The organism is Streptomyces sp. NPDC048637, assembly GCF_040650675.1.
Taxonomy (GTDB): Bacteria; Actinomycetota; Actinomycetes; order Streptomycetales; family Streptomycetaceae; genus Streptomyces.
Genome location: NZ_JBEZHQ010000019.1, coordinates 123,191 through 148,991, shown reverse-complemented (window position 1 = coordinate 148,991; position 25,801 = coordinate 123,191). Strand labels below are relative to the sequence as shown.

The 25,801-nt window shown below is 69.3% G+C and carries 22 protein-coding genes and 4 riboswitches; of the genes, 9 read left to right on the top strand and 13 right to left on the bottom strand.

The window, feature by feature from the left end:
* Positions 1–90: 90 nt before the first annotated feature.
* Positions 91–1,293 (bottom strand): erythromycin esterase family protein, encoded by a 1,203-nt coding sequence (locus AB0C46_RS23660; protein WP_362830076.1) that lies wholly within the window; start codon positions 1,291–1,293, stop codon positions 91–93.
* Between the two features lie 58 nt (positions 1,294–1,351).
* Between AB0C46_RS23660 and AB0C46_RS23655 the strand changes: the two genes are divergently transcribed.
* Entirely contained in the window at positions 1,352–2,113 is a 762-nt protein-coding gene (locus AB0C46_RS23655; protein WP_362830075.1) for a TioE family transcriptional regulator, read from the top strand.
* Between the two features lie 485 nt (positions 2,114–2,598).
* Positions 2,599–2,991 carry a hypothetical protein gene (locus AB0C46_RS23650; RefSeq protein WP_362830089.1) on the top strand — a complete coding sequence of 131 codons (393 nt, stop codon included), beginning with the start codon at positions 2,599–2,601 and terminating at the stop codon, positions 2,989–2,991.
* Between the two features lie 181 nt (positions 2,992–3,172).
* Here AB0C46_RS23650 and AB0C46_RS23645 read toward each other — a convergent pair whose 3' ends face one another.
* The 7 genes from AB0C46_RS23645 to gcvP form a co-directional block, all read right to left on the bottom strand.
* Complete coding sequence (locus tag AB0C46_RS23645; protein WP_362830074.1) at positions 3,173–4,093, bottom strand: trypsin-like serine protease; 921 nt, start codon at positions 4,091–4,093, stop codon at positions 3,173–3,175.
* Positions 4,094–4,443: 350 nt separating this feature from the next.
* Positions 4,444–5,826 (bottom strand): L-serine ammonia-lyase, encoded by a 1,383-nt coding sequence (locus tag AB0C46_RS23640; protein ID WP_362830072.1) that lies wholly within the window; start codon positions 5,824–5,826, stop codon positions 4,444–4,446.
* Between the two features lie 149 nt (positions 5,827–5,975).
* Positions 5,976–6,070, bottom strand: a riboswitch (glycine riboswitch).
* 12 nt (positions 6,071–6,082) lie between these two features.
* The gene (gene lipA / locus AB0C46_RS23635) at positions 6,083–7,042 is read right to left on the bottom strand and encodes a lipoyl synthase (RefSeq protein ID WP_362830071.1); all 960 of its coding nucleotides are present in this window, start codon (positions 7,040–7,042) and stop codon (positions 6,083–6,085) included.
* Between the two features lies 1 nt (position 7,043).
* Positions 7,044–8,315 (bottom strand): serine hydroxymethyltransferase, encoded by a 1,272-nt coding sequence (glyA, locus tag AB0C46_RS23630; RefSeq protein ID WP_362830070.1) that lies wholly within the window; start codon positions 8,313–8,315, stop codon positions 7,044–7,046.
* Position 8,316: 1 nt separating this feature from the next.
* The gene (gene gcvH / locus AB0C46_RS23625; RefSeq protein ID WP_362830069.1) at positions 8,317–8,691 is read right to left on the bottom strand and encodes a glycine cleavage system protein GcvH; all 375 of its coding nucleotides are present in this window, start codon (positions 8,689–8,691) and stop codon (positions 8,317–8,319) included.
* Between the two features lie 20 nt (positions 8,692–8,711).
* Complete coding sequence (gcvT, locus tag AB0C46_RS23620) at positions 8,712–9,812, bottom strand: glycine cleavage system aminomethyltransferase GcvT (RefSeq protein ID WP_362830068.1); 1,101 nt, start codon at positions 9,810–9,812, stop codon at positions 8,712–8,714.
* 33 nt (positions 9,813–9,845) lie between these two features.
* Entirely contained in the window at positions 9,846–12,707 is a 2,862-nt protein-coding gene (gene gcvP / locus AB0C46_RS23615; protein ID WP_362830066.1) for an aminomethyl-transferring glycine dehydrogenase, read from the bottom strand.
* A 150-nt stretch (positions 12,708–12,857) separates the two neighbouring features.
* Positions 12,858–12,952, bottom strand: a riboswitch (glycine riboswitch).
* A 334-nt stretch (positions 12,953–13,286) separates the two neighbouring features.
* Positions 13,287–13,383: riboswitch (glycine riboswitch) on the top strand.
* Positions 13,384–13,475, top strand: a riboswitch (glycine riboswitch). It abuts the riboswitch before it with no gap.
* 282 nt (positions 13,476–13,757) lie between these two features.
* On the opposite strand from gcvP, the gene cycA reads away from it, so the two are divergent.
* Positions 13,758–15,230, top strand: coding sequence for a D-serine/D-alanine/glycine transporter (gene cycA / locus AB0C46_RS23610; protein WP_362830065.1), 1,473 nt, complete (start codon positions 13,758–13,760; stop codon positions 15,228–15,230).
* A gap of 328 nt (positions 15,231–15,558) precedes the next feature.
* Here cycA and AB0C46_RS23605 read toward each other — a convergent pair whose 3' ends face one another.
* Both AB0C46_RS23605 and AB0C46_RS23600 read right to left on the bottom strand, forming a co-directional pair.
* Complete coding sequence (locus tag AB0C46_RS23605) at positions 15,559–16,215, bottom strand: SRPBCC family protein (protein WP_362830088.1); 657 nt, start codon at positions 16,213–16,215, stop codon at positions 15,559–15,561.
* A gap of 64 nt (positions 16,216–16,279) precedes the next feature.
* On the bottom strand, positions 16,280–16,687 hold the full coding sequence (locus AB0C46_RS23600; RefSeq protein WP_362830087.1) for a RidA family protein: 408 nt from the start codon (positions 16,685–16,687) through the stop codon (positions 16,280–16,282).
* Positions 16,688–16,801: 114 nt separating this feature from the next.
* On the opposite strand from AB0C46_RS23600, the gene AB0C46_RS23595 reads away from it, so the two are divergent.
* Both AB0C46_RS23595 and AB0C46_RS23590 read left to right on the top strand, forming a co-directional pair.
* Positions 16,802–17,185: a helix-turn-helix domain-containing protein gene (locus AB0C46_RS23595; RefSeq protein ID WP_362830064.1), complete on the top strand. Its 384-nt coding sequence runs from the start codon at positions 16,802–16,804 to the stop codon at positions 17,183–17,185.
* A gap of 132 nt (positions 17,186–17,317) precedes the next feature.
* A complete protein-coding gene (locus tag AB0C46_RS23590; RefSeq protein WP_362830063.1) occupies positions 17,318–17,557 on the top strand; it encodes a hypothetical protein in 240 nt (79 codons plus the stop codon).
* Positions 17,558–17,810: 253 nt separating this feature from the next.
* On the opposite strand, the gene AB0C46_RS23585 is transcribed toward AB0C46_RS23590, so the two are convergent.
* On the bottom strand, positions 17,811–19,505 hold the full coding sequence (locus AB0C46_RS23585) for a HAMP domain-containing sensor histidine kinase (RefSeq protein ID WP_362830062.1): 1,695 nt from the start codon (positions 19,503–19,505) through the stop codon (positions 17,811–17,813).
* Positions 19,495–20,175 carry a response regulator transcription factor gene (locus AB0C46_RS23580; protein ID WP_362830061.1) on the bottom strand — a complete coding sequence of 227 codons (681 nt, stop codon included), beginning with the start codon at positions 20,173–20,175 and terminating at the stop codon, positions 19,495–19,497. Before AB0C46_RS23580 ends, AB0C46_RS23585 begins: the two co-directional genes overlap by 11 nt.
* Positions 20,176–20,327: 152 nt before the next feature.
* On the opposite strand from AB0C46_RS23580, the gene AB0C46_RS23575 reads away from it, so the two are divergent.
* The 3 genes from AB0C46_RS23575 to AB0C46_RS23565 all read left to right on the top strand — a co-directional run bounded on the left by AB0C46_RS23575 (position 20,328) and on the right by AB0C46_RS23565 (position 23,776).
* Positions 20,328–21,989, top strand: a complete 1,662-nt coding sequence (locus AB0C46_RS23575; RefSeq protein ID WP_362830060.1) for a DUF2079 domain-containing protein — start codon at positions 20,328–20,330, stop codon at positions 21,987–21,989.
* A 224-nt stretch (positions 21,990–22,213) separates the two neighbouring features.
* Positions 22,214–22,915: a VOC family protein gene (locus AB0C46_RS23570; protein ID WP_362830058.1), complete on the top strand. Its 702-nt coding sequence runs from the start codon at positions 22,214–22,216 to the stop codon at positions 22,913–22,915.
* 120 nt (positions 22,916–23,035) lie between these two features.
* On the top strand, positions 23,036–23,776 hold the full coding sequence (locus AB0C46_RS23565) for a DUF6461 domain-containing protein (RefSeq protein ID WP_362830057.1): 741 nt from the start codon (positions 23,036–23,038) through the stop codon (positions 23,774–23,776).
* Between the two features lie 253 nt (positions 23,777–24,029).
* Here AB0C46_RS23565 and AB0C46_RS23560 read toward each other — a convergent pair whose 3' ends face one another.
* A complete protein-coding gene (locus tag AB0C46_RS23560) occupies positions 24,030–24,419 on the bottom strand; it encodes a hypothetical protein (RefSeq protein ID WP_362830055.1) in 390 nt (129 codons plus the stop codon).
* Positions 24,420–24,847: 428 nt separating this feature from the next.
* Between AB0C46_RS23560 and AB0C46_RS23555 the strand changes: the two genes are divergently transcribed.
* The gene (locus tag AB0C46_RS23555) at positions 24,848–25,786 is read left to right on the top strand and encodes a MerR family transcriptional regulator (protein ID WP_362830085.1); all 939 of its coding nucleotides are present in this window, start codon (positions 24,848–24,850) and stop codon (positions 25,784–25,786) included.
* The last annotated feature ends 15 nt before the right edge of the window (positions 25,787–25,801 follow it).

Below are 25,801 nucleotides of genomic sequence, written 5' to 3'. Positions count from 1 at the left end.
CAACCGCCATCTGGCACAACTGGACCACCGGAGCCCCAGCCAAACGATCCCTGACCGCCTACGACCACTGAGAACATCGGACTCATTCATCTAGCTCTGCAGGACGTCCTTGACGAACACCATGCCGTCGCTGTCCGCCAGGTGGGCCGGGTCAAGCGGGGCATATCCGAACCAGGGGGATACGCGGGGCACGGGAAGTGTGTCGCCGAGGGCGGTGGCCAGCTGCGGGGCGTCGATGACGTAGCGGTTCTCCGGGAGCGCGTGCAGGAGTCCTTCGACGGTGTCCGGGGGCGGGGCGTCCACTCCCTGGTGCGGGATCGTGCCGAGGGCCGTGGCCACGAAGGCGTACTCCTGGCCGAGTTGGGCGCTCACCAGCGCACCGGCGCTCCACCACTCCACCGGCCCCTCCCACATCTGCATCGTGCTCTTCTCCCGCTGGAGATGGGAGTTGTGGGCGTGGATGAGTGCCGGGCCCCGAGCAGCGACGGCAAGGAGGTTCTGGGCCATCATCGAGTCCCGCAGCGCGCACAGCCGCGTCATGCGGGCCGGTGAGGTGTTGGCCATCCAGTGGTGGTAGCGCAGCAGGCCGATGGCGGTGCGTCCGTACAGGCGCGCCCGGTCCCAGTCGTGCCGCGAGGTCGCTGTGATCAGGTGCGGCGTCTGTTCGTCCAGCAGCGCCACCAGATCGTCGGCGAGCAGCCGCAGTTGGCCGGCCTCGGCGGACCGCCCCACGGACTGGGCCGGGTCCCTCATCGCGGCGGGGTTGGTCCACCGGTCGTCGGTGCCGAGCAGGCGGTCGAGCGTTTCCGCGGTGCAGGGGAGCAGGTGCACATCCACCCGGGCCGCGAGGTAGCCGTGGAGTGCGGTGAGGGCCTGTCGGGGGCTCGCGGCGCCGGTGATCTCCAGCGGGCCGTCGAAGCCGGCGAAGCGGAGCCGCTCGGACGCCGGCCGGCTGTCGTTGTAGGCGCGCATCCAGCGCACGAGCTCGCGGTTGGCCGCGGAGGTGCCCCAGCCGTGGCTGAATCCGTGCTCCATGGCCTCGTCGAGGGTGCCCGTGCCCGAGGTGACGTAGTCGTCCACGACCAGGCCCCTCATGCAGTCGCTCTCGATCGCGATCGTTCCGTAGCCCTCTTGCTCGACGAGCTGCCGGAACAGCTCGTTGCGCAGGTCGAGCAGGGTGTCCTCGCCGTGGGTGGGCTCGCCCAGCGCGAGCAGTCGCGGCCGGGCGGGGAGCAGCCTCATGACGGCGGTCGCCTCTACGGCATGGGCGGTGTCCTTGATATCAGGTGTCATACCTTCAACGGTATCGTTGAACCTTCGGTGGAAACTTTCTCGCGATATCGGCAGGATCATGACACGAAACCTTCAAAGCAGTGAGCGGCTCCGGCCGATTGACCTGGCGCGCGGGCACGGTCTGTCCACGCAGGCGATCAGGAACTACGAGGAGGCCGGCATCCTTCCGACCGCCGGTCGCACACCCCACGGCTACCGCACCTACACCCCGCTGCACGCCCGGGCCCTGCGCGCGTTTCTCGCCCTGGTACCCGGCCACGGCCATCAGACGGCGACGTCGATCATGCGGGCCGTGAACCAGGGCGCGGTCGATGAGGCGTTCCGCCTCATCGACGAGAGCCACGCCCAGCTCCTCGACGACCGGCGGACCCTCCAGGCCGTGGAGAGCGCCCTCCGCGATCTGGAGCCCACCACGGCGTCCGGGCCCGGTGTGGGGTCCGAGGCGGCCGCGGTGTCCGGGCCCGGCGGCACGTTCATCGGGCCGCTGGCAGACAAGCTCGGAATCCGGCCCGCGACGCTGCGCAAGTGGGAGCGCGCCGGGCTGGTGCGCCCGCGCCGCGACCCGCGGACCGGGTACCGCGTCTACGACGAGGCCGGCGTACGGGACGCACGGCTGGCCCACCAACTCAGGCGGGGCGGCTACCTGCTGGAGCAGATCGCCCCGCTGATCGCCCAGGTGCGGGCGGCCGGCGGGCTGGAGCCGCTGGAGGCCGCACTGCGCGACTGGCACGGACGGCTGTCCGCCCGCGGGCGGACGATGCTGACCGGCGCCGCAGAACTGGAGGCGTACCTCCTGTCACCGTCGTTGTCCCCCACGTAGGCGCAGCGGTCCTGGCAGAGGTCCCAGCGGTTGTCGCGTCCGGTGCCGGTGTGGACGCGGACCTGGCTGTGGCCGTTCAGGCGCACATTGCCGAAGCGGTAGGCGTGACCGTTGAGACGGTCGGACAGGGGCCGTCCACGCAAGTTGGCAGGGCCACAGCGGGGTGCCGGAAACCAGACCCCCGGCCGGTCTGGCGAACCCCCACACCGCGACCGCCGGTCATGTCTTGGCGGAAGAAATTCAGTTTGGTGATATGAGACCTGGACATATGTGCAATCCCGTCAAACCAGGCTCTGCCGCATGGAGTTGTCGGCGGTGCGTCAGCACGGCAGGCCTCACCGCAGGGGTCGGACAGTGGGCTGACACGGTGAATCCGTTGATCGGTACGAGTGAAGACAGGGACGGGCCGTTGCTCAGGCTTGGCGGATGGGAGCACGCCCGGTAGCAAGACGCGGGGTACCAACAGCGAGGTGCAGGAGCGCACAGTGAAGAACATGCCACGCGTCAATTTCGTGATCGCAGGAGCTTGCGGTCTGCTCCTGGCTGCCGGCGGGGCGTCGCCCGCCCAGGCGTGGGACGGCGGCGGACTGTTCGGCGGCGGCGGTGGGGACGGCGTCTGGAACAGCGACACCGTGGCCCGCTTCCACGCCGGGTTCACCTGCACGGACCGGGCCAGAATCTGCATCAACGGGCCACTGAACAGCGGAAACGTCCGGAACTCGCAGAACGTCCACCTCTCCGGCAACAACAGCAACAGCGGCAGCCCGACCAACGTCAACGGCAACACCAACGACGATGCCGGCGGCACGACCGGAGCCGAGAACAAGACCAGCAACAACCAGCAGCACATCGGCCGCGGCGGCAAGCAGAAGCTGTGACCCCACGCTGACTCCGGCCCCCTCCGGCCTCCGGCGCGATCCGGGTGCCGGAGGGCTGTGCGGCCGTGACGGCGCCGGCGGTCGCCGCGTTCGCGTTCGCGTTCGCGTTCAGCAGGCGTCGCCCGGTGACGCCTGCCTGTGTGGTGATCGGTGGCCTGGTCTGGGTACCCGCGCCCCTGCGTCAGCCGTTCTGGGCCCGGTCGTACACCTTCTTGGCCGTGGCCCCCAGCACCTCTCCTTGCATCTCGGTCGGTGTCAGGGAGTCCAGCGCACTGTTGACCGATACCAGGACCCCCTTGCCGGTGGTGGCGTCGAAGTCGGCCAGCCACGGGCCGCCGCTGGAGCCGCCGCTCATGTCGCAGGGGATGGCCTGCAGGCCATCCTTCTTCGTCGCCGTACCGACGCAGCGGAGGAGTTCCTCGCCGAGCTGCGGGCGGGTGGCGGAGTAGCCGAAGGCGGAGACGGAGCCGCCCACGGGGCGGTTGAAGGCGATGTCCTGGCCGCCCACGACGTCGGTGAGCTTGCGGCCGCTCTTGTCTGTGTCGACGACCAGCGTGGACAGGTCGTCGGTGGAGTCCTGCTCCCAGCTGCGCGGGGTCACGGCGGTGCGGACCGCGAACGCCCCGTAGGGCGTCTTGCCCTTGCTGTAGCCGGGGACGAACACCATCGAGACGTTGGTGTTGTAGGGAGAGGAGCCCCGACGCACACAGTGCGCCGCGGTCATCACGGCGGAGCGGTTGGCGCTCTTGACGGCAGTGGCCGTGCACCAGGTGTCGGCGCCGTTCGCGTTGACGAAGAAGAGCCGCCCGACGGTCTTCAGAGCGGTGCCCTGCCACGGCTTGGCCTTCGGTCCGGTCGGACCGAGGTCCACGGACTTCCCCACAGCCTTGATGCGGGCGGGTGTCCAGTAGGCGAGAGCCTCCTGGCGCTCCTTGGCCGTGTACGTCAGGGCGGAGACCGGGTCGGCCGCGGCGGCACGGGCCTGGCCGGCCACGGCCGTCGCCGGGATCGGGGCAGCGAGGACGAGGGCCGTACCGGCCACGGCGAGTCCCATGGCCCGGCCACGAAGACGCCGGATCACGGAAGTGGATGTCTCGGACACAGCAGATGTCTCCTCGGCTGGTGCAGGCAGCGGACAGGGGCTTCCCATCCGCTCTACTAGAGAGGGCAATCCGCCTGATTGGTTGCGTTGTTGACGATCTGTGACACAAGTGCGTGGATGCACGACGTGTGGTGTGACCAGCGTCCGGGGCGGCCGATCCTGGGCGTTCCCCACCTTCTGTTTGCCATGCTCCGCGATGGCCCCTTCTCCCCACCACGAACTCCAGAACCGCTGGACCGAGTGATCGCTTCAGAATGCGGTGCGCAGTCGTCTCAAACAGATGACGCTGCAGGCGAGTTCGCGGAACCCTAGGTCGAAGAGATCGGTCATGGTCGCTGCTCGCGGCGGGGTCAGCACTCGATGACGTTGACGGCGAGGCCGCCGCGGGCGGTCTCCTTGTACTTGACCTTCATGTCGGCGCCGGTGTCCTTCATGGTCTTGATGACCTTGTCGAGGGAGACGTGGTGGCGGCCGTCGCCGCGCAGCGCCATCCGGGCGGCGGTGACGGCCTTGACCGCGGCCATGCCGTTGCGCTCGATGCACGGGATCTGGACGAGGCCGCCGACGGGGTCGCAGGTCAGGCCGAGGTTGTGCTCCATGCCGATCTCGGCGGCGTTCTCCACCCGCTCGGGGCTACCGCCCAGCACTTCGGCGAGGCCGCCGGCGGCCATGGAGCAGGCGGAGCCGACCTCGCCCTGGCAGCCGACCTCGGCGCCGGAGATGGAGGCGTTCTCCTTGAAGAGCATGCCGATGGCGCCGGCCGCGAGCAGGAAGCGGACGACCCCGTCCTCGTCGGCGCCGGGCACGAAGTTGACGTAGTAGTGCAGGACGGCGGGGATGATGCCGGCCGCGCCGTTGGTGGGGGCGGTCACCACCCGGCCGCCGGCCGCGTTCTCCTCGTTCACGGACATCGCGTAGAGCGTGGTCCACTCCATCGCACGGGCCGCGTGGTCGCCTTCGGAGCGCAGCTGGCGGGCGGAGTGGGCGGCGCGGCGGCGGACCTTCAGCCCGCCGGGCAGGATCCCCTCGCGGCTCATCCCGCGGCCCACACAGGCCTGCATGACCTGCCAGATCTCCAGCAGCCCGGTGCGGATCTCGTCCTCGGTGCGCCAGGCCTTCTCGTTCTCCAGCATCAGGGCGGAGATGGACAGACCGGTCTCCCGGGTCAGCCGCAGCAGCTCGTCGCCGGTGCGGAAGGGGTGGGTCAGCGCCGTGTTGTCGAGCTTGATGCGGTCCTCGCCGATCGCTTCCTCGTCTACGACGAAGCCACCGCCGACCGAGTAGTACGTCTTCTCCAGCAGCGTCGCCCCCTCCGTGTCACAGGCGAACAGGGTCATGCCATTGGCGTGGTAGGGCAGGGAGCGGCGGCGGTGCAGGACCAGGTGCGCGGAGACGTCGACGTCGATCTCGTGGACGGGGCCGATCTCCGCCGCCAGCAGGCGCAGGCGCCCCGTGCTGCGGATCCGCTCGACCTCGTCGTCGGCCGTCTCCACGTCCACCGTCCGGGGGGAGTGCCCCTCCAGGCCGAGCAGCACCGCCTTCGGCGTGCCGTGGCCGTGACCGGTGGCGCCGAGGGAGCCGAACAGCTCCGCCCGTACCGAGACCGTCTGCGCCAACAGGCCGCCCTCCTTCAGACGGCGGACGAACATCTGGGCGGCCCGCATCGGGCCGACGGTGTGCGAGCTGGACGGTCCGATGCCGATGGAAAACAGGTCGAACACGGAGATGGACACGAGTGGCTCCTCGAGAGTCGAGCGCGGGCATGGGCCCGCGCGGGCGATTGAGCCTCCCCCTCTGTCATGGGCCTGAGAGCTTCGCCGCGTGGAGGTCTGCGGCTTGCACCGTGGGCGAGGCGCGTGCGCGCCTGCTTTCCAGAGTCCGCCTCCGCCGCGCGGTAACGAGGCCTGAGAGTTTCCGGGGAGGATTTGCTCCTTCGGCGCCGCACCTTGGGGGTGTGGACTCTCCCGCGCAGAATCGTCAGCGGTGTCTTCAGTTGTGTGGTCCTTGCCGGGACCTCATGTCGAGTGCTTGCTGGTACAGCTTTCCGGCGCGGTAGGAGGACCGGACCAGAGGTCCGGACAGCACGCCGGCGAAACCGATCTCCTCGGCTTCTTCCTTGAGTTCGACGAACTCCTCAGGCCGGACCCACCGTTCCACGGGGTGGTGCCGCGCCGAGGGGCGCAGGTACTGGGTGATGGTGACCAGGTCGCAGCCGGCGGCGTGCAGGTCGGCCAGCGCGGTGGAGATCTCCGCCCGGGTCTCCCCCAGGCCAAGGATCAGGTTCGACTTGGTGACCAGGCCGAACTCCCGTGCCGCGGTGAGCACTCCGAGCGACCTGTCGTAGCGGAAGGCGGGCCGGATCCGTTTGAAGATCCGCGGCACCGTCTCCACGTTGTGGGCCAGTACTTCCGGCCGCGACTCGAATACCTGGGCCAGCAGCTCGGGGACACCGTTGAAGTCCGGGACCAGGTTCTCCACCCCGGTGCCTGGGTTCAGCGTGTGGATCTGCCGGACCGTCTCGGCGTAGAGCCAGGCACCACCGTCGGGCAGGTCGTCACGGGCCACCCCGGTGATCGTGGCGTACCGCAGTGCCATCTTGGCCACCGACTCCGCCACCCGGCGCGGCTCCTCCCGGTCCAGCGCCTGCGGCTTGCCGGTGTCGATCTGGCAGAAGTCACAGCGCCGGGTGCACTGGTCACCGCCGATGAGGAAGGTGGCTTCGCGGTCCTCCCAGCACTCGAAGATGTTCGGGCACCCCGCCTCCTCACATACGGTGTGCAACCCTTCGGCCTTCACCTGCGACCGCAACGCGTTGTACTCCGGGCCCATGCGTACCCGTGTCCTCATCCACTCGGGCTTGCGCTCGACCGGGGTCCGGCTGTTGCGCACCTCCAGCCGCAGCAGCCGGCGGCCGTCGGGCGAGGCGGACGGTGTAAGGGCGTCGCTCATGTCACAGCTCCGGGTACAACGGGTGGGCGTCGGCGAGCGTAGCCACACGAGCCCGCAGCTTGGCCGCGAGCCCCGGGTCGTACGCCGGCTTGAGGGCCTCGGCGATGATGTCCGCGACCGTCGCGAATTCGGCTTCCGCGAAGCCGCGGCCGGCCAGCGCCGGCGTACCGATCCGCAGTCCCGAGGTCACCATCGGCGGGCGGGGGTCGAACGGTACGGCGTTGCGGTTGACCGTGATGCCGATGTCGTGCAGACGGTCCTCCGCCTGCTGTCCGTCGAGCTCCGATTCCCGCAGGTCGACCAGGACCAGATGGACGTCGGTGCCACCGGACAGCACGGACACACCCGCGTCCGCGACATCGGGAGCCCTCAGCCGTTCGGCGAGAATCCGGGCACCCGTGAGGGTGCGCTCCTGGCGCCGGTGGAACGCCGGCTCGGACGCCATCTTGAACGCGACCGCCTTGGCGGCGATCACATGCTCCAGTGGCCCGCCCTGCTGGCCGGGGAAGACCGCACTGTTGACCTTCTTCGCCACGTCCGCACGGTGGGTCAGCACCACTCCACCGCGCGGCCCGCCGAGGGTCTTGTGCGTGGTCGTGGTGACCAGGTCGGCGTGCGGCACCGGGTTGGGGTGCAGGCCCGCGGCGACCAGACCGGCGAAGTGCGCCATGTCCACCATCAGGTAGGCGCCCGACCGGTCCGCGATCCGCCGGAAGGCGGCGAAGTCCAGCTGCCGGGGGTAGGCCGACCAGCCCGCGATGATCAGCTGCGGCCGGTGCTCCATGGCCAGCCGCTCGACCTCGGCCATGTCGACGCGGTTGTCCTCCGCGGAGACGTGGTAGGCGACGGTGCGGTAGAGCTTGCCGGAGAAGTTGATCCGCATGCCGTGGGTGAGGTGCCCGCCGTGCGCGAGGTCCAGGCCCAGGATGGTGTCTCCCGGTTGGAGGAGCGCCGTCATCGCGGCGGCGTTCGCCTGGGCGCCCGAATGCGGCTGCACATTGGCGAAGGACGCACCGAACAACGCCTTGACCCGGGTGAGGGCGAGCCGCTCGATGGCGTCGACGTGCTCACAACCTCCGTAGTAGCGGCGGCCCGGGTAGCCCTCGGCGTACTTGTTCGTCAGGACCGAGCCCTGCGCCTCCATGACCGCGACCGGTGCGAAATTCTCGCTGGCGATCATCTCCAGCGTGCTCTGCTGCCGCTCCAGTTCGGCACGCACGGCAGTGTGTACTTCCGGGTCGAAGTCGGCGAGCCGACGGTCGAGTATCGACATGTCACGCTCCTGCCGTGAGTGCCGCGTAGGCGGAGGCGTCCAGCAGGTCCGGCGTACCGGCGATCCGCATCCGGAACAGCCAACCGGCCCCGAAAGGATCGGTGTTGACCAGACCGGGGTCGGCCACTGCGGCTTCGTTGATCTCGACGACTTCGCCGTCCGCGGGAGCGAACAGGTCGCTCACGGACTTGGTCGACTCGATCTCGCCGCACGCGTCGCCGGCCGTGATCGCCGTGCCCACGACAGGCAGGTCGAGGTAGACGACGTCGCCGAGCGCGTCGGAGGCGTGGGCGGTGACGCCGACGGTCGACAGGTCGCCCTCGCTCGCGATCCATTCGTGGTCGCTGGTGTACATCAGGTCGGGGGGCAGGCTCATGATCTGTTCTCCTGTGATGGTCAGGCTTGGCAGCGGTAGAAGGGCAGCTCGACGACCTGGGCGGGCTCCTGGCTGCCCCGGATGTCGACGAGCACCTCGGTGCCGGGTGCGCTCCGGCCGGTCGGCACGTAGGCCATGGCTACGGGGTGGCCGAGGGTGGGCGACAGTGCGCCCGAGGTGACTTCGCCGATGCGCTCTTTGGTGTCCGGGGCGAGTACGGCGTAGCCGGTGCGCGGAGCTCGCCGGCCGGTCGAGGCCAGGCCGACCAGCACATGGGCCGAGCCCTGCGCACGACGGGCGGCAAGGGCGGCCTCGCCGACGAAGCCGCCGGGCTTCCCGAACGCCACGACTCGTCCCAGTCCCGCTTCGAACGGCGTGGTGCGGGCCGTGAGTTCCTGCCCGTACAACGGCATCCCGGCCTCCAGCCGCAGCGTGTCACGGCTGGCCAGGCCGCAGGGAAGGAGCCCGTGCCCCGTGCCCGCCGCGCTGAGGGTCTGCCAGAGAGCCACGGCATCCGCGGGGCGGCAGTAGATCTCGAAGCCGTCCTCACCGGTGTAGCCGGTACGGGCGAGCAACACCTCGCGGCCCGCCAATCGCGCAGGGTCGATCGCGTAGTACTGCAGCGACACCACGTCGATGTCGGCCAGTTCGCCGACGATCGCCGGGGACGCCGGGCCCTGGACCGCGATCAGGGCCCACTGGCCGGACGCGTTCCGGATCGTGGCGGCGTAGCCGTCGATCCGGTCACGCAGTTGGGAGAGCACGACCAGCGCGTTTCCGGCGTTGGCCACGATGAAGTATCGCTGCTCGGCCAGCCGGTAGACGACGAGGTCGTCGAGGACTCCGCCGGTCTCGTGGACCAGTATGGAGTAGCGCGCCCGGCCGACGGCGATCTTCGACGGCTGTCCGGCCAGGGCGTAGTCGAGGGCTCGCCCGGCTTCGGGGCCGGAAAGCTCGATCTCTCCCATGTGGGTGAGGTCGAAGATGCCGGCGGTGGTCCGTACCGCGTGGTGCTCGGCCAGCTCGGAGGTGTAGCGCAGGGGCATGGACCAGCCGGTGAAGTCGGTGAATGACGCACCGAGCTCCGCGTGAAGGTCGTGCAGGGGAGTCTTCTTCAGCATGGTGGTTCTTCTCCGGACCGTGAGCGGCCCGGGTCAGGACGCGAACGCTTCGGGAGGCGGGCAGGAGCAGACCAGGTTGCGGTCGCCGTGCGCCTGGTCGATCCGGCCGACCGGTGGCCAGTACTTGTCGGGTGTGACACCCGCCGGGAAGGCGGCCTGCTCGCGCGAGTAGGCGCGGGTCCACTCGCCGGCGATCGCGGCGGCGGTGTGCGGCGCCTGTCGCAGCGGGCTGTCCTCAAGGCCCCAGACGCCCTTGGCCACCAGGTCGATCTCCGCACGGATCGCGATCATCGCCTCGCAGAAGCGGTCCAGTTCAGCGAGGCCTTCGCTCTCCGTCGGCTCGACCATCAGCGTGCCGGGGACCGGAAAGCTCATTGTCGGCGCGTGGAAGCCGTGGTCGATGAGCCGCTTGGCGATGTCATCGACCGTCACACCCGTGGCGGCGGTGAGGGGACGTACGTCGAGGATGCACTCGTGCGCGACGAGGCCCGACTCTCCGGCGTACAGGACGGGAAAGTGTGGCGCGAGGCGGCGGGCCACGTAGTTGGCGCTCAGCACGGCCGTCCGGGTCGCCTCGGTCAGCCCCTCCGCGCCCATCATCCGGATGTAGGCCCACGGGATCGGAAGGATTCCGGCGCTGCCGAACGGTGCGGCGCTCACCGCCCCGATGCCGTCGCGGCGCCCGGTGTCGGGGTGCAGCGGGTGGGTGGGCAGGTACGGCGCGAGGTGTGCGGCCACCGCGACCGGGCCGACCCCCGGCCCGCCGCCACCGTGCGGGATGCAGAAGGTCTTGTGCAGATTGAGGTGTGACACATCGCCACCGAACTCACCGGGCTTGGCGACTCCGAGCAGTGCGTTGAGGTTGGCGCCGTCGACGTACACCTGTCCGCCGTGCTCGTGCACCACCTCGCACAGCCGCGTGATGCTTTCCTCGTAGACGCCGTGCGTGGAGGGATAGGTCACCATGATCGCGGCCAGGTTGCCGGAGTGCTGCGCGCACTTCGCCTTGAGGTCCTCGAGATCGACCGTGCCATCGGGCCGCGATGCCACCACGACGACGCGCATCCCGGCCATGGCGGCCGAGGCCGCATTGGTGCCGTGCGCGCTTGCCGGGATCAGGCACACATCGCGTCCGGCCTGGCCGTTGCTCTGGTGGTAGCGGCGGATCGCCAGCAGGCCGGCGAGCTCGCCCTGCGATCCCGCGTTCGGCTGGATGGAGACCTTGGCGTACCCGGTGACCTCTGCCAGCCATGTCTCGAGCTGATCGACGAGGGCCAGGTACCCGGCAGCGTCCGTGAGGGGCGCGAAGGGGTGCAGGTCGGCGAAGCCGGGCCAGCTGACCGGCTCCATCTCCGTGGTCGCATTGAGCTTCATCGTGCAGGACCCGAGCGGGATCATCCCGCGGTCCAGCGCGAAGTCACGGTCGGAGAGCTTGCGCAGATAGCGCAGCATCGCGGTCTCCGACCGGTGCTGGTGGAAGACCGGGTGGGTGAGGAAGGGGGAGGTGCGCCGCAGGTCCGGCGGGAGCGCCGCCGAAGCGCCCGCAGTTGGCCCGTCAAGGTCGCCCCCCGCCCGGCCGAAGGCGTCGAGCACGAGACGGACATGGTCCCCCGAGGTGGCCTCGGAGCAGGAGATGCTGACGTGGTCACCGTCCACCAGCCGCAGGAGCAGCCCCTTGTCGTGCGCGTCCGCGACGACCTCCTCGGCACGGCCGGGGACCCGCACCAGCAGGGTGTCGAAGAACTCGCGGTGCACCACCGTGATCCCGCTGTTCCGCAGACCCGTGGCGATGAGCGCGGCGTGCCGGTGCGTCCGCCGGGCGATCTCGGCCAGACCATCGGGGCCGTGGTAGACGGCATACATCGACGCGACCACGGCGAGCAGTACCTGCGCCGTGCAGATGTTGGAGGTCGCCTTGTCGCGTCGGATGTGCTGCTCGCGGGTCTGCAGGGCGAGGCGGTACGCCGGCCGGCCGGCGTTGTCCACGGACACGCCCACGAGCCGGCCGGGCAGGTGGCGTTCGAGCCCTTCGCGGACCGCGATGTAGCCGGCGTGCGGTCCGCCGTAGAACAGGGGGACACCGAACCGCTGGGACGATCCCACGACGATGTCGGCGCCGTACTCACCCGGTGGCACGAGCAGCGTGAGCGCCAACAGGTCGGCGGTCACCGTGACCAGCGCCCCGCGCGCTCGCGCCGCGGCGGTCACCTCGCGCAGGTCGCGGACGGCTCCCGAGCAGCCGGGGTAGGACAGCACGACCCCGAAGAAGTCGTTCTCCTCCGGCAGTGGCTCGGCGACGTCGATCTCGACGATCTCGATGCCGACCGCGGCTGCACGCGTGCGCAGGACGTCGAGGGTCTGCGGCAGGGTGTCGCGGTCGACCAGGACGCGGGGGCGCCTCTTGCCGGCGACACGACGCATGACCGTGACGGCCTCGGCGACCGCCGTGGCCTCGTCGAGCAGCGACGCGTTGGCGGTCGGCAGTCCGGTGAGGTCGCCGATCATGGTCTGGAAGTTGATCAATGCCTCGAGCCGGCCCTGGCTGATCTCCGGCTGGTAGGGCGTGTAGGCGGTGTACCACGACGGGTCTTCCAGCACATTGCGCCGGATCACCGCGGGCGTGGTGGTCGCGTGGTAGCCGAGTCCGCTCATCGGGACGGCCACGGTGTTCCTGCTCGCGAGCTCCTGCAGCTCGGCGCGGGCCTCGGTCTCGGTGGCGGCGGCAGGCAGGTTCAGGTCGGACGTGCTGCGGATGCCGCTCGGGACGGCGGCGTCGATGAGCGCGGCCAGCGTCGGGTAGCCGACTTCGGCCAGCATCTTGGCGCGGTCGGCGTCGCCGACGCCGATATGGCGGGTGGCGAACTCACCCGACGCGGAGGACTCGGGGAAGGTCATGGTGGGAGGCTCCCTGTGGGGGCACCGCGAACGCGGCACCGTGGATGGGTGGCCTCCCCGCTCTGTCATCGGTACCTGAGAGCTTCACCGCCGGGTCGGGCGGTTTGCACCGTGGGCGCAGGACATGACGTCCTGTCTTTCCAGAGTCGCCTAGCCGAAGCGGTAGTTGGGCCTGAGAGATTCTGGGGAGAGTTGCTCCTTCGGCGCCTCGCCAGGGTGGGCGAGGGCTCTCCCGCTTCGGTTCGAACAGCGCGATGTGGAGTTGTGGGGCCCGACCGTAGGGCCGGTTGGTGGTGGCGTCAAGGCGGTCCAGCGCCCTGACGATCCTGGTGACCGCCGGGTACGCCGAGAATCGGGCGGGCGCCGCGGAGGAGGCAACGTACGGGCACCGGAACACAGCCGTCAAGAGTCCGCTCGGTGTACGTGCCGGTAACGGATCGGCCCAGGATGCGCGCCTTGAGCTGCACAAACGCCGTCCCCCACGGGCGAGTGCCGTACTACTCGAAAGTAATGTCCAGCGTTCGGTCGGTCCCTTGACCGGTCGCAGATGTGGCCCTAGCCTCACCGCACATTGCCGTTCACCCCGGAGCGGGAGAGCACTGGATCAGCCAGACCCAGGCGCCGAAGGAGCAACACCTCCCCGGAAACTCTCAGGCATCCCTACCGCTCGGGCAGGCAACTCTGAAAAGCAGGCGCTGACGCGCCTCGCCCACGGTGCAAGCCGCGTGCTGCGCGCGGCGAAGCTCTCAGGCTCATGACAGAGGGGGAGGCTCACTCGGCCGTACGGGCTCCTGCCCGTGCTCGACATTCGAGGAGCCCCTGATGGCTGTTCCGCCGCCGCTCCCCTGACCGCCACTGCGTGCCGGCTCCCGGGCTGATCTTCGATCTACTATGTGGGACCGTTCAGCGTACTGACACCGTTCCTGTCGGCTGCCGCAGGTCCGCGCGCAGCCCCACCCTGCCGCTCGCCCCCTGTGGGCGCGTGGTCATGCTCCAAGATGCCCCCTGTCCCGTGCCCGCACGGGTCTTGAGATCCGCGAGGTTTTGCCCATGCCTGAACGCAGTGACACCGGCTCGACCACCGTGTCGGCCGGATCCACTCCCCCGCCCGAAGGTGAGCAACACCTCTCCCGTCAGCTGTCCAACCGGCACATCCAGCTCATCGCGATCGGCGGTGCGATCGGAACCGGCCTGTTCATGGGCTCGGGCAAGACGATCTCGCTGGCCGGGCCCTCGGTGATCTTCGTCTACATGATCATCGGGGTGATGCTCTTCTTCGTGATGCGGGCGATGGGCGAGCTGCTGCTCTCCAACCTGCGTTACAAGTCCTTCGCCGACTTCGCAGCCGACCTGCTGGGGCCGTGGGCCGGCTTCTTCACGGGCTGGACTTACTGGTTCTGCTGGATCGTCACCGGCATCGCCGACGTCATCGCGATCTCCGGGTATGTGACCTACTGGTGGCACGACCTACCGCTGTGGATACCGGCGCTGGCCGCCGTCGTCCTCTTGATCGCCTTGAATCTGCCCACCGTGAAGGCGTTCGGCGAGACCGAGTTCTGGTTCGCGCTGATCAAGATCGTCGCGATCGTGGCGCTGATCGTCGTCGGGCTGGTCATGGTGTTCGGTCACTTCCAGGCGCCCGGGGGCGCGGCGGCAAGCTTCTCCAACCTCTGGAACGACGGAGGGTTCTTCCCCACCGGCCCCATGGGGTGCGTCGCGGGATTCCAGATCGCGACCTTCGCCTTCGTCGGCATCGAACTGGTCGGCACCACCGCGGCCGAGGCGGAGAACCCGGAGCGGAACCTGCCCAAGGCGATCAACTCGATCCCGGTGCGCGTGATGCTCTTCTATGTCGTCGCGCTGATCGTGATCATTTCGGTCACGCCCTGGCGCGAGATCAGTGCGGACCGCAGTCCGTTCGTCGTGATGTTCACTCTTGCCGGTCTGGGGATCGCCGCCTCGGCGATCAACTTCGTGGTGCTGACCTCGGCCGCCTCGTCTGCGAACTCGGGCATCTACTCCACCTCACGGATGGTGTACGGGTTGGCCCGGGAAGGCGACGCCCCGGCGCGCTTCGGCAGACTCACCTCCAGGAAGGTACCGGCCAACGCCCTGCTCCTCTCCGGGGTGTTTCTGCTCGCCGGTGTGGTCATGGTCGCCATGGACGACTCGATCATCGAGGCCTTCACCCTGGTGACCACCGTGTCCGCCGTGCTCTTCATCTTCGTCTGGTCGATCATCCTGATCAGCTACCTCGTGTATCGCAAGCGTCGTCCGCACCTGCACGAGGCGTCGCAGTTCAAGATGCCCGGCGGCATCGTCATGTGCTACGTCGTGCTCGTGTTCTTCGTGTTCCTCCTCTGGGCGCTGACCCAGGAACCCGACACGCTGCGGGCCTTGCTGGTGACCCCGGTGTGGTTCGTCATCCTCGGCATCGCGTGGGCGGGGCTCCGCCGTCGCCCGGGCCACGCCGCCCGTGAAGCGGCCTTCCGTTCCGAACTGCACAACGCGCAGCAGGACTGATACGGCCACCGGGCCCATAAACCGGCACCCATCGCGAGCGCCGTTCCCGGGGAGGGGAACGGCGCTCGCTTTCGGTGTGCTTGCGACTCCCCCGCCCCCGCAGCCCACGTCTGACAGGCACTCAGGACTTCGCATGCTGCCGCTGCGGAGCGCCGGGGTTGGACCCCAGCCAACGGCCGCGCTCGCTCTGCACCCCTCGCCCGTGTCCGCCGCCGCAACCAAGCCGACGCTCAGCGGTAGGGCTCCAAGGGCCGTCACCGGCCACCACCGGCCACCACCGGCCGCCGTACTGACTGACGCGCAGCGGGCCGCGGAACCGGTTGGTGGGTCAGTACGACGGCCGGTTGTGGGCGCGGGCTTCGGCGGCGGACTTCAGGTCGCGCAGCCATGCTTCGAGGCCCTCACGGAGGATCTTGGACGCGGTGGGAACGTCCGCTTCGACCTGGGGGCCGGTGTGGGTCTCCTCGGTACTCACGCGGACGCCGCCCTTGACCTTGCTGAAGTTCCACACATGGACGCCGTCGATGCGCAGTCCTTCGCCGATCGCGGGGCCGGTCCAGCGGATGCACGAGTGGTGCTTGATCTGCTGGACGGTCGAGGTGATCTCCAGGCTGGTGGCGGGAGTTGAGGGGTTGGGAGGTATCGGGGTGGTCCACCGGAATGCCGAACCCTTGCGGAAGGGGCCGTGGTCGAGGCGTTCCACGGTCTCGACGGGCGTCTGCCAGGACGGCCAGCGCTCCACGTCGGTCTGCAGCTTCCAGACGGTGCGCAGCGGGGCGTTGATCACGGTCTCGGTCCGGTGGCGGACGAGGGCGTCGGGGTCGACGCCCTTCCCGCGGCAGGTGAGGGACTTGCCGGGGTGGGAGGTGTGGGGGGTTTGGGAGCCGGCGGGTGCGGCGGCTCCGGCGGGTGCGGCAGCAGTGCCGAGGAGGCCGAGGGCGAGCGGGACGGTGAACAGGGCGGCGCGGACGCCAGTGCTGCGCATACCGGACACGGAGTTCTCCTCTGTCGGTCGGGGTGTGCGGGCTGCGTGGGCGAGGAGCGTCTGTTCAGTCGAGGACCGCGGTAGCTTCGATCTCCACCAGATGGTCGGGGATGTCCAGTGCGGCTACGCCCAGCAGCGTGGCCGGTGGGACCGGGGTGACCCCCAGCTTCGCGGCCGCCCGGGAGATCCCCTCCAGAAGCAGGGGCATCTTGTCAGGGGTCCAGTCGACGACGTAGACGGTCAGTTTCGCCACGTCGTCGAAGGAACCACCGGCCTCGGCCAGGGCGGTGCCGATGTTGAGGTAGCACTGCTCGACCTGCGCGGTGAGGTCGCCTTCACCGACCGTGACCCCCTCGGCATCCCAGGCGACCTGTCCGGCGATGAAGGCCAGTTTCGCCCCGGAGGCGATCGACACCTGCCGGTAGACGTCGGCTTCGGGCAATCCGCTGGGGTTCATCAGGGTGACGGCCATGCTGCCTGCCTTCATGTCGTGAGAGACACCTGCGGTCTCTTGTGGTTACTCAGGAACCGTAGGAGAGTGGCTGCCGGCATGGAAGAACGCACTTTTCGGTGACTGGGGAACCTCATGGTGACCAAGCAGTTCAAGGGCTCACCCAAAGACGAAGCGGACCTGACACGCGCGGACTCCCTGGCGCGGGAGATCTTCTCGGACATCGCCAACAAGTGGGCGCTCCTGATCATCGAGGCTGTGGGTGAACACACCCTGCGCTTCAGCGAGTTGCGGAACGAGATCGAGGGCATCAGCCACAAGATGCTCACCCAGAACCTGCGCATGCTGGAGCGTAACGGTCTGGTCGAGCGGTGTGTGCACCCCACCGTGCCGCCCCGGGTCGAGTACACCCTCACCGAGCCGGGCCGAGCCCTGCGAGCGACGGTTGACGGAATGTGCGACTGGACCCATCGATACCTCGGTCATATCGAGACCGCCCGCCACCGCTTCGACGCCTGACGGCTGGATCACTCGCCTGTCGTCGCGCACGGTACGCCCGCACACCTCGCCGCCCTGGCCGCCAATCCCGCGCTCACGCGCGCCCAGCTCCGCGCCCTCGCGGAGGGGCTCTCCGCGCGAGCGGCCGACCCCGTGGCAGGCGCCGGGGGCGCCGAACGGATGCACCTCTCCATCGCCGCCGAACTCCTCTACGTCCACCGGCATGCCACTTCCCGGCTGCGCCATCACCTCACGAACGGTCCGCTCGGTGAGGAGCTGGCCGAACGCCTGCACAGCGCCCGCCGCATCGACTACGTCCGACTACGCCACTGGCGGCGCCCTTGCCCTCTGGAGAGGCCGCCCCCTGTTCCCCCCCTCGCCCGCACCACCTGACGGACACCCGTCCCACACCACACGCAGCACCAGACGCAGCACCAGACGCAGCACCCCACGCAGCACCCCAGGAACGACCAAGCGCAGGGGGCGAGCCGACCGCAGCGGAACACCACTACAGCAGCGGACGAACGACGACGGGCGCATGGGCACCCCAGCCACCGCGGGGTCCCTGGTGTGCTGCGACGCCCTCTTCGTCCTTCGACGTTTCAGCGGCCGGCCGCTCGCGCGGACCGGCCCGATCGGATGAAGGTCACTCACTCAGCTCCGATGGCAGTTCGGCCAGCAGGCGGGCTCCGCGGGGGCTGTCCGCGACATGGAGGGTGCCGCCGTGGCGGACGGCGATCTCGCGGGCGATGGCCAGGCCGAGCCCCGTACCGCCGGCGTCACGGCTGCGTGCGTCGTCGAGCCGGGTGAAGCGCTGAAAGACCCATTCCCGGTCGGCCGCGGGAATGCCCGGGCCGTCGTCGCGCACCTCCAGGGTCAGTCGTGGCGGTCCGGCGGTCGACTGCGACGGGCCCGCGGGCGGGACGTACACGGTGACCTGCACACAGGTGCGGGCGTGGCGGCAGGCGTTGTCGAGCAAGTTGCGGAGCAGGCGCTCCAGTTGGAGGGTGCTGCCGCGCACCAGCGCCGTTTGGGGAGCCGTGCAGGTGAAATACAGACCACGGCCACGGCGCAGGTGGCGGATCTCTTCGACGAGGTCATGGGCGAGGGAGGAGACGTCCATCAGGGGGCCCTGGGCGCGGCCGGTGCTGACCAGGCTGGTGAGAAGCAGCAGGTCGTCGGTGAGGTGCTGGAGACGTTCGACGTCGGCCAGGGTGTCGCGTACGACCGCCGGCCAGTCGACGTTCTGCGGGTGCGCCACCGCGGACTCCAGGGCGGTACGGAGGTTGGTGATCGGGCTGCGCAGCTCGTGGGAGGCGTCGGCGATGAAGCGCTGCTGGCGTTCAGCGGCGCTGTGCAGCCGGTCCAGGGTGGCGTTGGTGGTGATCGCGAGGCGGGTGATCTCGTCCCCCGATGCGGGCACCGGGACCCGGCGGTTCAAGGAGCGCGCCGTGATGTCCTCCAGCTGCCTGCGGATCGCCTCCACGGGCCGCAGGGCACGTCCCGCCGATGCCCAGGCGACGGCGGCGATGAGCACTCCGGCGAGTGGCGCGCCCATGATCATTCCCCAGGAGAGGGCGGAATCCACGCTGAGGTCCGTGTAGTTCCGGTTGGTGTTCCACAGCCACAACAGACCCCCGAAGACCACGACAGCCGAGGCGATTCCGGCGACGATCGCGGAGTGGGCCCGCAAGGGGAGCCTGCGCCGGTACGGCACTCCGGCCAGCCACGTGGCGGAGCCGACGAGCAGCGCCGTGGACGGCGCAGCGAAGCGAAGACTCCAGGAAAGGGCCACGGTCGCAGCGGGATCGGGACGGCTCCAGTAGAAGTCCTCCAACCACAGACCATGGAGGAACAACAACAGCGCAGTGGTGACCCCAGCGGCCAGAGCCGACCGCATCCGCGGACGCCGAGCCCCGGCCATGCGCCGCTGATCGCTCCCCGACACCCCGCCGCACACCGCCTCCGCGCCTACGTCCCGCGTCTGGACCCGGCCTTCTTGGGGCCGCTGTTCCCCATCCGTCCCCTCCCCCTCCCCCGGCCCGTTGCCCGGCGCCGCGCCCCCGGTCCTGTCGCCGCTCCGTACCCCGGCCGTCGCCCAGGCGACGAGGGCGACGACGAGGCCGGCGAGCGGCGCGCCGAGAGCTACGGTCACCTCCAGAGCGGGTCCCAGATCGGTCGGTGCCTGGTCGAGCCGTGGCGCCGGGCGGGCAAGAGCATCCAGTTCGGCGTCCCTCAGCAACAGCGCGCCGGCCACGACCACGGCCCCGGCGGTGGCCGCTGCCGTGGCGGCGGCACGGATCCTGGCACGCGCCGGCAGTCGCTCTCCGTCAGTGGTCATGCCGCTCCACGAGCCGGTACCCGCCGCCCCGGACAGTGGCGATGGTGTCCCGCCGGAAGGGCACGTCGATCTTGCGGCGCAGCGCGCTCACATACACCTCCACGATGTTCAGGTCGCCGTCGAAGGCCGCGTCCCAGACCTGCTCGGCGATGTCGGCCTTCGGCACCACTTCGCCCGCCCGCCGGGCCAGGCACTCCAGGACGGCGAACTCCTTCGCCGTCAATCTGATCCTTACCTCCCCGCGTCCGCAGCCGCGTTCCGCCGGGTCCAGCCAGAGGTCGCCGACGCGCAGCACGGAGCGGGTACGGGCACCGCCGCGGCGCAGCAGGGCCCGCAGCCGGGCCTCCAGGACGACGTACGAGAAGGGCTTCGCCAAGTAGTCGTCCGCGCCGGTGTCCAGTGCCTCTGCCTCGTCATACTCGCCGTTCTTGGCCGTGAGCATCAGGATCGGCGTCTCGATCTCCTCGGCGCGCAGCCGGGCGCACACCCGGTAGCCGTTGAGGCCGGGCAGCATGATGTCGAGGATGACCGCCTGGTAGGGGTGTTCGCGCGCCATGCACAGGCCGACGCGGCCGTCGTGGGCGACGTCTACCGCGTACCCGGCCCCTTCGAGGCCGCGTTTGAGTGAGGCGGCGAGCCGCTGTTCGTCCTCGATCACGAGCAAGCGCATCTGTTCAGTATCCGCTGGCCGACGATCTGTTTCCTGAAGTGATCTTCAGGGTTGTTCAGCGTCCTCTCAGCGGGTCCGAGCAATCATCGGGCCCCGGCCCCGGTCTGGAGGCCGAGACGACAGGTCTTCCTTCTCACGGTCCGAGGTGTCGTGTGGCCGCATTCCCCACCGTGGTCGCCGGGCGCCGGCTCACGGCTTCCCCCGCTGCCGCCCGCATGCCCTCAGCGGTCGACTGTGCCCGACGCGGGCGGCGGCACGTCCTGGTTCCGGCGGGTGTCGCGGCCCTGACGTTCACCGTGTACGCCGTCTTCGCCCTGCGCCGGCACGCGCTGTTCCAGACCACCGGCTACGACCTGGGGATATTCGGCCAGGCCATCCGCTCGTACGCCGAGCTGCGCCTGCCCTTCTCGCACATCCGGGCGGCGTCCGGCGGCCCGGACATCCAAGAAGCCGGCTTTCCCCTGCTGGGCGACCACTTCCACCCGGTATTGGCGGTGCTCGGACCCGTCTACCGGCTGTTCCCGTACGTCGAGATGCTGCTGCTCGCCCAGGCCGCCCTGGTCGCCTGCTCGGCGTATGCGGTCACGCGCGCGGCCGCCCGGCACCAGGGGCACCTGGGCCGCTGGTCGGCCCCCTGCCTGGGCCTCGCGTACGCCCTCTCCTGGGGCCTGCAGCAACTGGTCGGCTTCGACTTCCACGAGGTCGCCTTCGCCGTGCCGTTGCTCGCGCTCGCCCTGGCCGCGTACCTGGACGGGCGTTGGATCGCCGCCGCCTGCTGGGCCGGCGCCCTCCTGCTGGTCAAGGAGGACATGGGATCGACCGTGTTCGTCTTCGGCCTTCTGCTGCTGCGCCGGCACCGGGGGGCGGGGGCGGCGCTGTGCGTCCTCGGTCCCCTCGCCATGGCGCTCATCGTGTGCGTGGCCATTCCACACGTCAATCCGGAGGGCACCTACGCCTACCTGTCCTCCGCTTCGCCGCACGGCACGGCCGGCGGACAGCCGGCGGACGTCTGGGAGGTGGTACGCCACTTCTTCGTGCCGGGCACCAAGCTCGTGACCCTGACGATGGTGCTGCTGCCCACCGTCTTCCTCGCCCTGCGCAGCCCACTGCTGTGGGTCGCCGTGCCCACGCTCGGGTGGCGGTTCGCCTCCGACAACCCGTCGTACTGGGGCATGCAGCACCACTACTCGGCCGTACTGATGCCAGTCGCCTTCCTCGCCCTGGTCGACGCCCTGGCGCGCCTGGGCCGGAATCGCGCCCTCTCGGGCCGCAGCCGGGCACTGCTCAGGTCCGTACCGGGCGCGGCGCTGGTCATCGCCTGCGTGACCTCTCTCTTCCTGCCTCTGCGGCAGGCCGCCACCGAGCAGTTCTGGCAGCACGCCCCGCGGGCCGCCGCTGCGCACGCGGCCCTCGCCCACATACCGGACGGCGCCCGCGTCGCCGCGAGCAACAGCCTGGCCCCCCACCTCACCGACCGGGCGACCGTGTACCTCGCATCACGGCAGGCGCTGCGCTACCGGCCGGCCGACTGGATCGTCGTCGACAGCGCCGAAAGCTTCCCGGACGGCAGCATGCGCCCCGTGCTGGAACAAGCCGCCACCACCGGCTATCACCAGGTGTTCACGGCGGAGGGATATGTGGTGCTCCGGAGAGAGCACCACGGTCGGCATGCTGCCGCCGCAGTCGGCTTGCCGCCGGACCTTGAATCCGGTCAGGGCGGGGCGATGGCGAAGGTGCCGCCGTCGTCCCCCTCGACCACTCCTGTTCCGTGCCGGAGAGACAGCAGGGTGCTGATGGCGTGTCACCGACCTTGAATGGGCGGTGAGTTAGCCCGGAAAGCAGGCAAGCACGGACTTCTGTGTCCGGCGGCGCGCGCCCCCTACAGGAGGAGCTTTGCATCGCGGCGGCCGCCGCCGGTTCGAGTTCTCGCACCTGCGGCTCAGGCGCTGCACCACGTCATCAGCATGCCGTGCTCTCCGCGCCCCTTCCGGAACCCACCCCTCGCACATCTGGTCAACTTTGACTAGAGTCCCCTCGCATGAGTGAGAAGACCATTCCGGTCCTGCCGTGCCGCACCATCCAGCCCGTTCTGGACTTCTACAGCGCCCTCGGGTTCGAGGTGATCTTCCAGCAGAAGAGCCCCAATCCGTACGCGGTCGTCGAACGCGGCGGTATCCAGCTCCAGTTCTTCGGCATGAAGCACTATGAGCCGACCGAATCGTTCAGCACCTGCTACGTCCTGGCCGATGACGTCGACGGGCTGTACGAGGCCTTCCGGGCCGGCCTCAAGGCAACGTACGGAAAGGTCCCGACCCGTGGACTGCCACGCATCGGGGCACTGAGGGACACCTCGCACGGCATGCGGCAGTTCCTCATGACCGATCCGGGCGGCAACTGCATCCGCATCGGTCAGCCGATGAGCGAGGACTTGCATCACCGGCCCGCGCCCACGGAAACCTTCTCCCGGGCCCTGCACTACGCGTCCCTGTTCGCGGACTCGAAGGAGGACCCGGCGGCAGCCGCCAAGGTCCTCGACCAGGTACTGCGTCGTGAGGACGAGCGGCCCACGCCTGTGCAGCTGCTGCGCCTGCTGGTGCTGCGCGCGGATGTCGCCAGGCGCCTCGGTGACGAAGAGACCGCGGTTTCCGCCCTCGCCAAGGCCGCAGCGGTTCACCTCACCGCCGAGGAAAGGGACTTGGTCCGGGACGAGCTCGCGCGCCTTGAGGAGTTGCAGGTCTAGGCAAGCGCCGGCTCAGGGCGAAAGCATCGTTGCGGGACAGCAGCGGCGACTTGAGCTCATCACCTGATGTCTCACTACTCTTGACCTCATTTGCAGGCATAGACATACGAGGGGATGACGGTGACAGACACAAGCCCGCTGGACTGGATCGCCGATGCATACGGGGCTCACTGCCTCGTCCTGGCCAAGGACCTCACCGGCCGTGAGCTCTTACTGCGCCTGGGCGCCGAGGCGGCGGATCTGTTCATCCCCCAGGATGAAGACGAGGCGAACGCCTTCCTGCAGGAGGGCTTGGAGAACTACGACGGGCCCTGGGGTGCGGCGCGCGCAGGAGAGGCCGACAGTTGGGCCTTCTCCCTGGAACCAGCCAGCCTTTGGGGCAGTATCCGCGAGCGGCTGGAGCGTGCGTCCCGAGCCACCGAGGTGATCTGCTGCTCCGAAGCGGTCGGAACGGGAACCGTCGAGTACTGGCAGGACGGGACTCTGATCACCAGTTTCGACACACTGACTCCGCAGGACCGGTCCGCGCAGGGTCTGGCTGCAGATCCCGACCGTCTGGTGGCGGAGATGCGGCAGGCAGGCTTCTTTGATGCGGCCGACCCCTACCCGCGCTACGCCCCGCTCGCGCTTCTGCATGAAGTGACCGGTGTGGCCCTGTCGCAGGAACAGACCACGCTGGCGCTGTCGGGCAGGCTGCCGGTCTTGGGGCTCGGGCCCGAAGGGACCCCGCAGCCCAGCACCTACGAGGATGCGAGTGGTCGCCCGGCCGACGCGTCGGGCGGCCCGGTGGGCGAGCCCTCAAGGCCGCAGCGGGCCGGGAAGGCGAAAGCGAGCCGCGGTCAGGCATATACGACGCCATAGGTGCGGCATGGGCTGCTGCGCTGAGCCATCTGACGCACCCTCGACTGCCGTCGGCGTCCCGCGCCCGCGGGCCTCACTCACCATGCGAGCGGCGAGGTCCTTGTAGGGCCGCTGGATCTGCGCTTGGGGTGATCTCCATTGGTGTTCTGTGGGGCCGGGGGCTGCCCGGCCGGGGACACTGGACGGGTCCGGCTGGCCGGGTCCGGGTGGACGGTTCCGGGTGGACGGTTCCGGTGGCCCCAGCCGGATGGAGTCAGCGAGGTTCGTTCAGGAGTCGGCTGATCTGTTCGTGAAGTGTGTGCGGCAAGTGGATTGTCCAGCGGTTGGCTGCTTCGGTGGCCAGGTCCCGGCTCCAGCACCAGCTGTTGTGCGCTGCCGTGTGCACGTCCTGGTCACAAGCGGCGGCTGTGGTGGAGGCGTAGCGCCGGCGGTCGGTGGCGGGCAGGTCCTGTTCCAGTGCGCGGCTGGGGGTGAGCCAGTGGGCCGTGCTGTCGCGCAGGAGGCGGCAGAGCTGGAGTTGCTGGGGTGCGATGACGGTGTGCAACAGAGCATGGGCGCGGGCGACTTCGCCGCGGGCCAGGACGTGGGCAAGCATGAGCGTCCAGTTGGCCAGTTCGTCGATGAGCTGCCGGGCCGTGGTCACCGGCTCGGGCGGACGAAAGGCCGCCAGCTGCCGGGCTCAGCCGCCGAGTCGGCAGCAGCGGATCAGGGCGGCCGCGATCCGACGTCGGCGCCACCGCGGTAAGCCACCGCCCGGCAGCCGCAGCGGCGCCGGAGGTGCCATGCGCTGAAACGATGCCCACACCCTGTCCGGAACCAGACGCCGCACCTCCGCCATCACGGCATCCGGCCTAGATGATTGAGTCCAAGGGCTCGTAGCTATAGCCGCCAGCGAGCGGTGACGCATGTCGCTGCCATCGCTCGCCCAGCGCGTGCAAGGCGTGCCCGTCGTCCTGGCGGTCAGCGGGAGCACGCGATGCATGCTTCAGCAACTCGGAGGACGTCTCGGTCGGGGCCCGGCTGGGGAATAGCCTTGAGTCTCCAGTGACTGGAGACAGCAGAGTGGGGGACATGGACGTTACGACCCTCTACTCGATCGGGGAGCTTTCCCGGCGGACCGGCTTGCCCGTGAGGACCATCCGGTTCTACTCCGATTCGGAGGTGGTAGCGCCGACCACCCGAAGTCCCGCCGGCTATCGGCTCTACGACCACGACGCACTGCTTCGTCTGGAACTCCTCCGCACACTGCGCGAGCTGGGCATGGACCTGGCCACGATTCAACGGGTACTGGACCGCGAGCTCTCGGTGGCGGAAGTCGCCGCAGCACATGTCGACGCCATGGACGTCCAGATCCGGGTGCTGCAACTACGTCGGAGCGTTCTGCGAGTCGTGGCCAGATGCGGGTCCAGTCCCGAGGAGGCCAAGCTCATGCACAGGCTCACGCAGTTGTCCGGCGAGGAACGCCGACGTTTGATTGACGATTTCGTGGAGGGCACCTTCGGCACAGTGGATGCCGACCCGGCCGCGGTGGCCATGGTTCGCGCTGCCACTCCTGACCTCCCCGATGATCCGTCCAGCGAGCAGGTCGCCGCGTGGGTGGAACTCGCCGAGCTGGTCGGCGACGAGGACTTCCGGGCCCGGATGCGCCGGACGGCCAGGTGCCAGGCCGCCGGGCGCACGCTCGACATCGAGAGTGAGGTCGGCGAGGAACTGATGGAGTTCACCCGTCAGAAGGTGGCCGAGGCCATGGAGTCGGGCATCGACCCGCTCAGCGATAGGGGCGCACCCGTCATCGACGACCTCGTGCACCGCTTTGCCGAGGTGTTCGCGCGCACCCCTGATACGGAATTCCGGGACTGGATGGCCCAGCAGTTTGAAGAAGCACACGATCCCCGGGTGGACCGATACTGGCGGCTGGTGTGGATCGTCAACGGCTGGCAGGTAGTACCGAACCTGATCCCGGTGTACCCCTGGCTCATCCAGGCCCTGCGAAATGACCGTGACGCATAGTCACTGCAGTGGGCG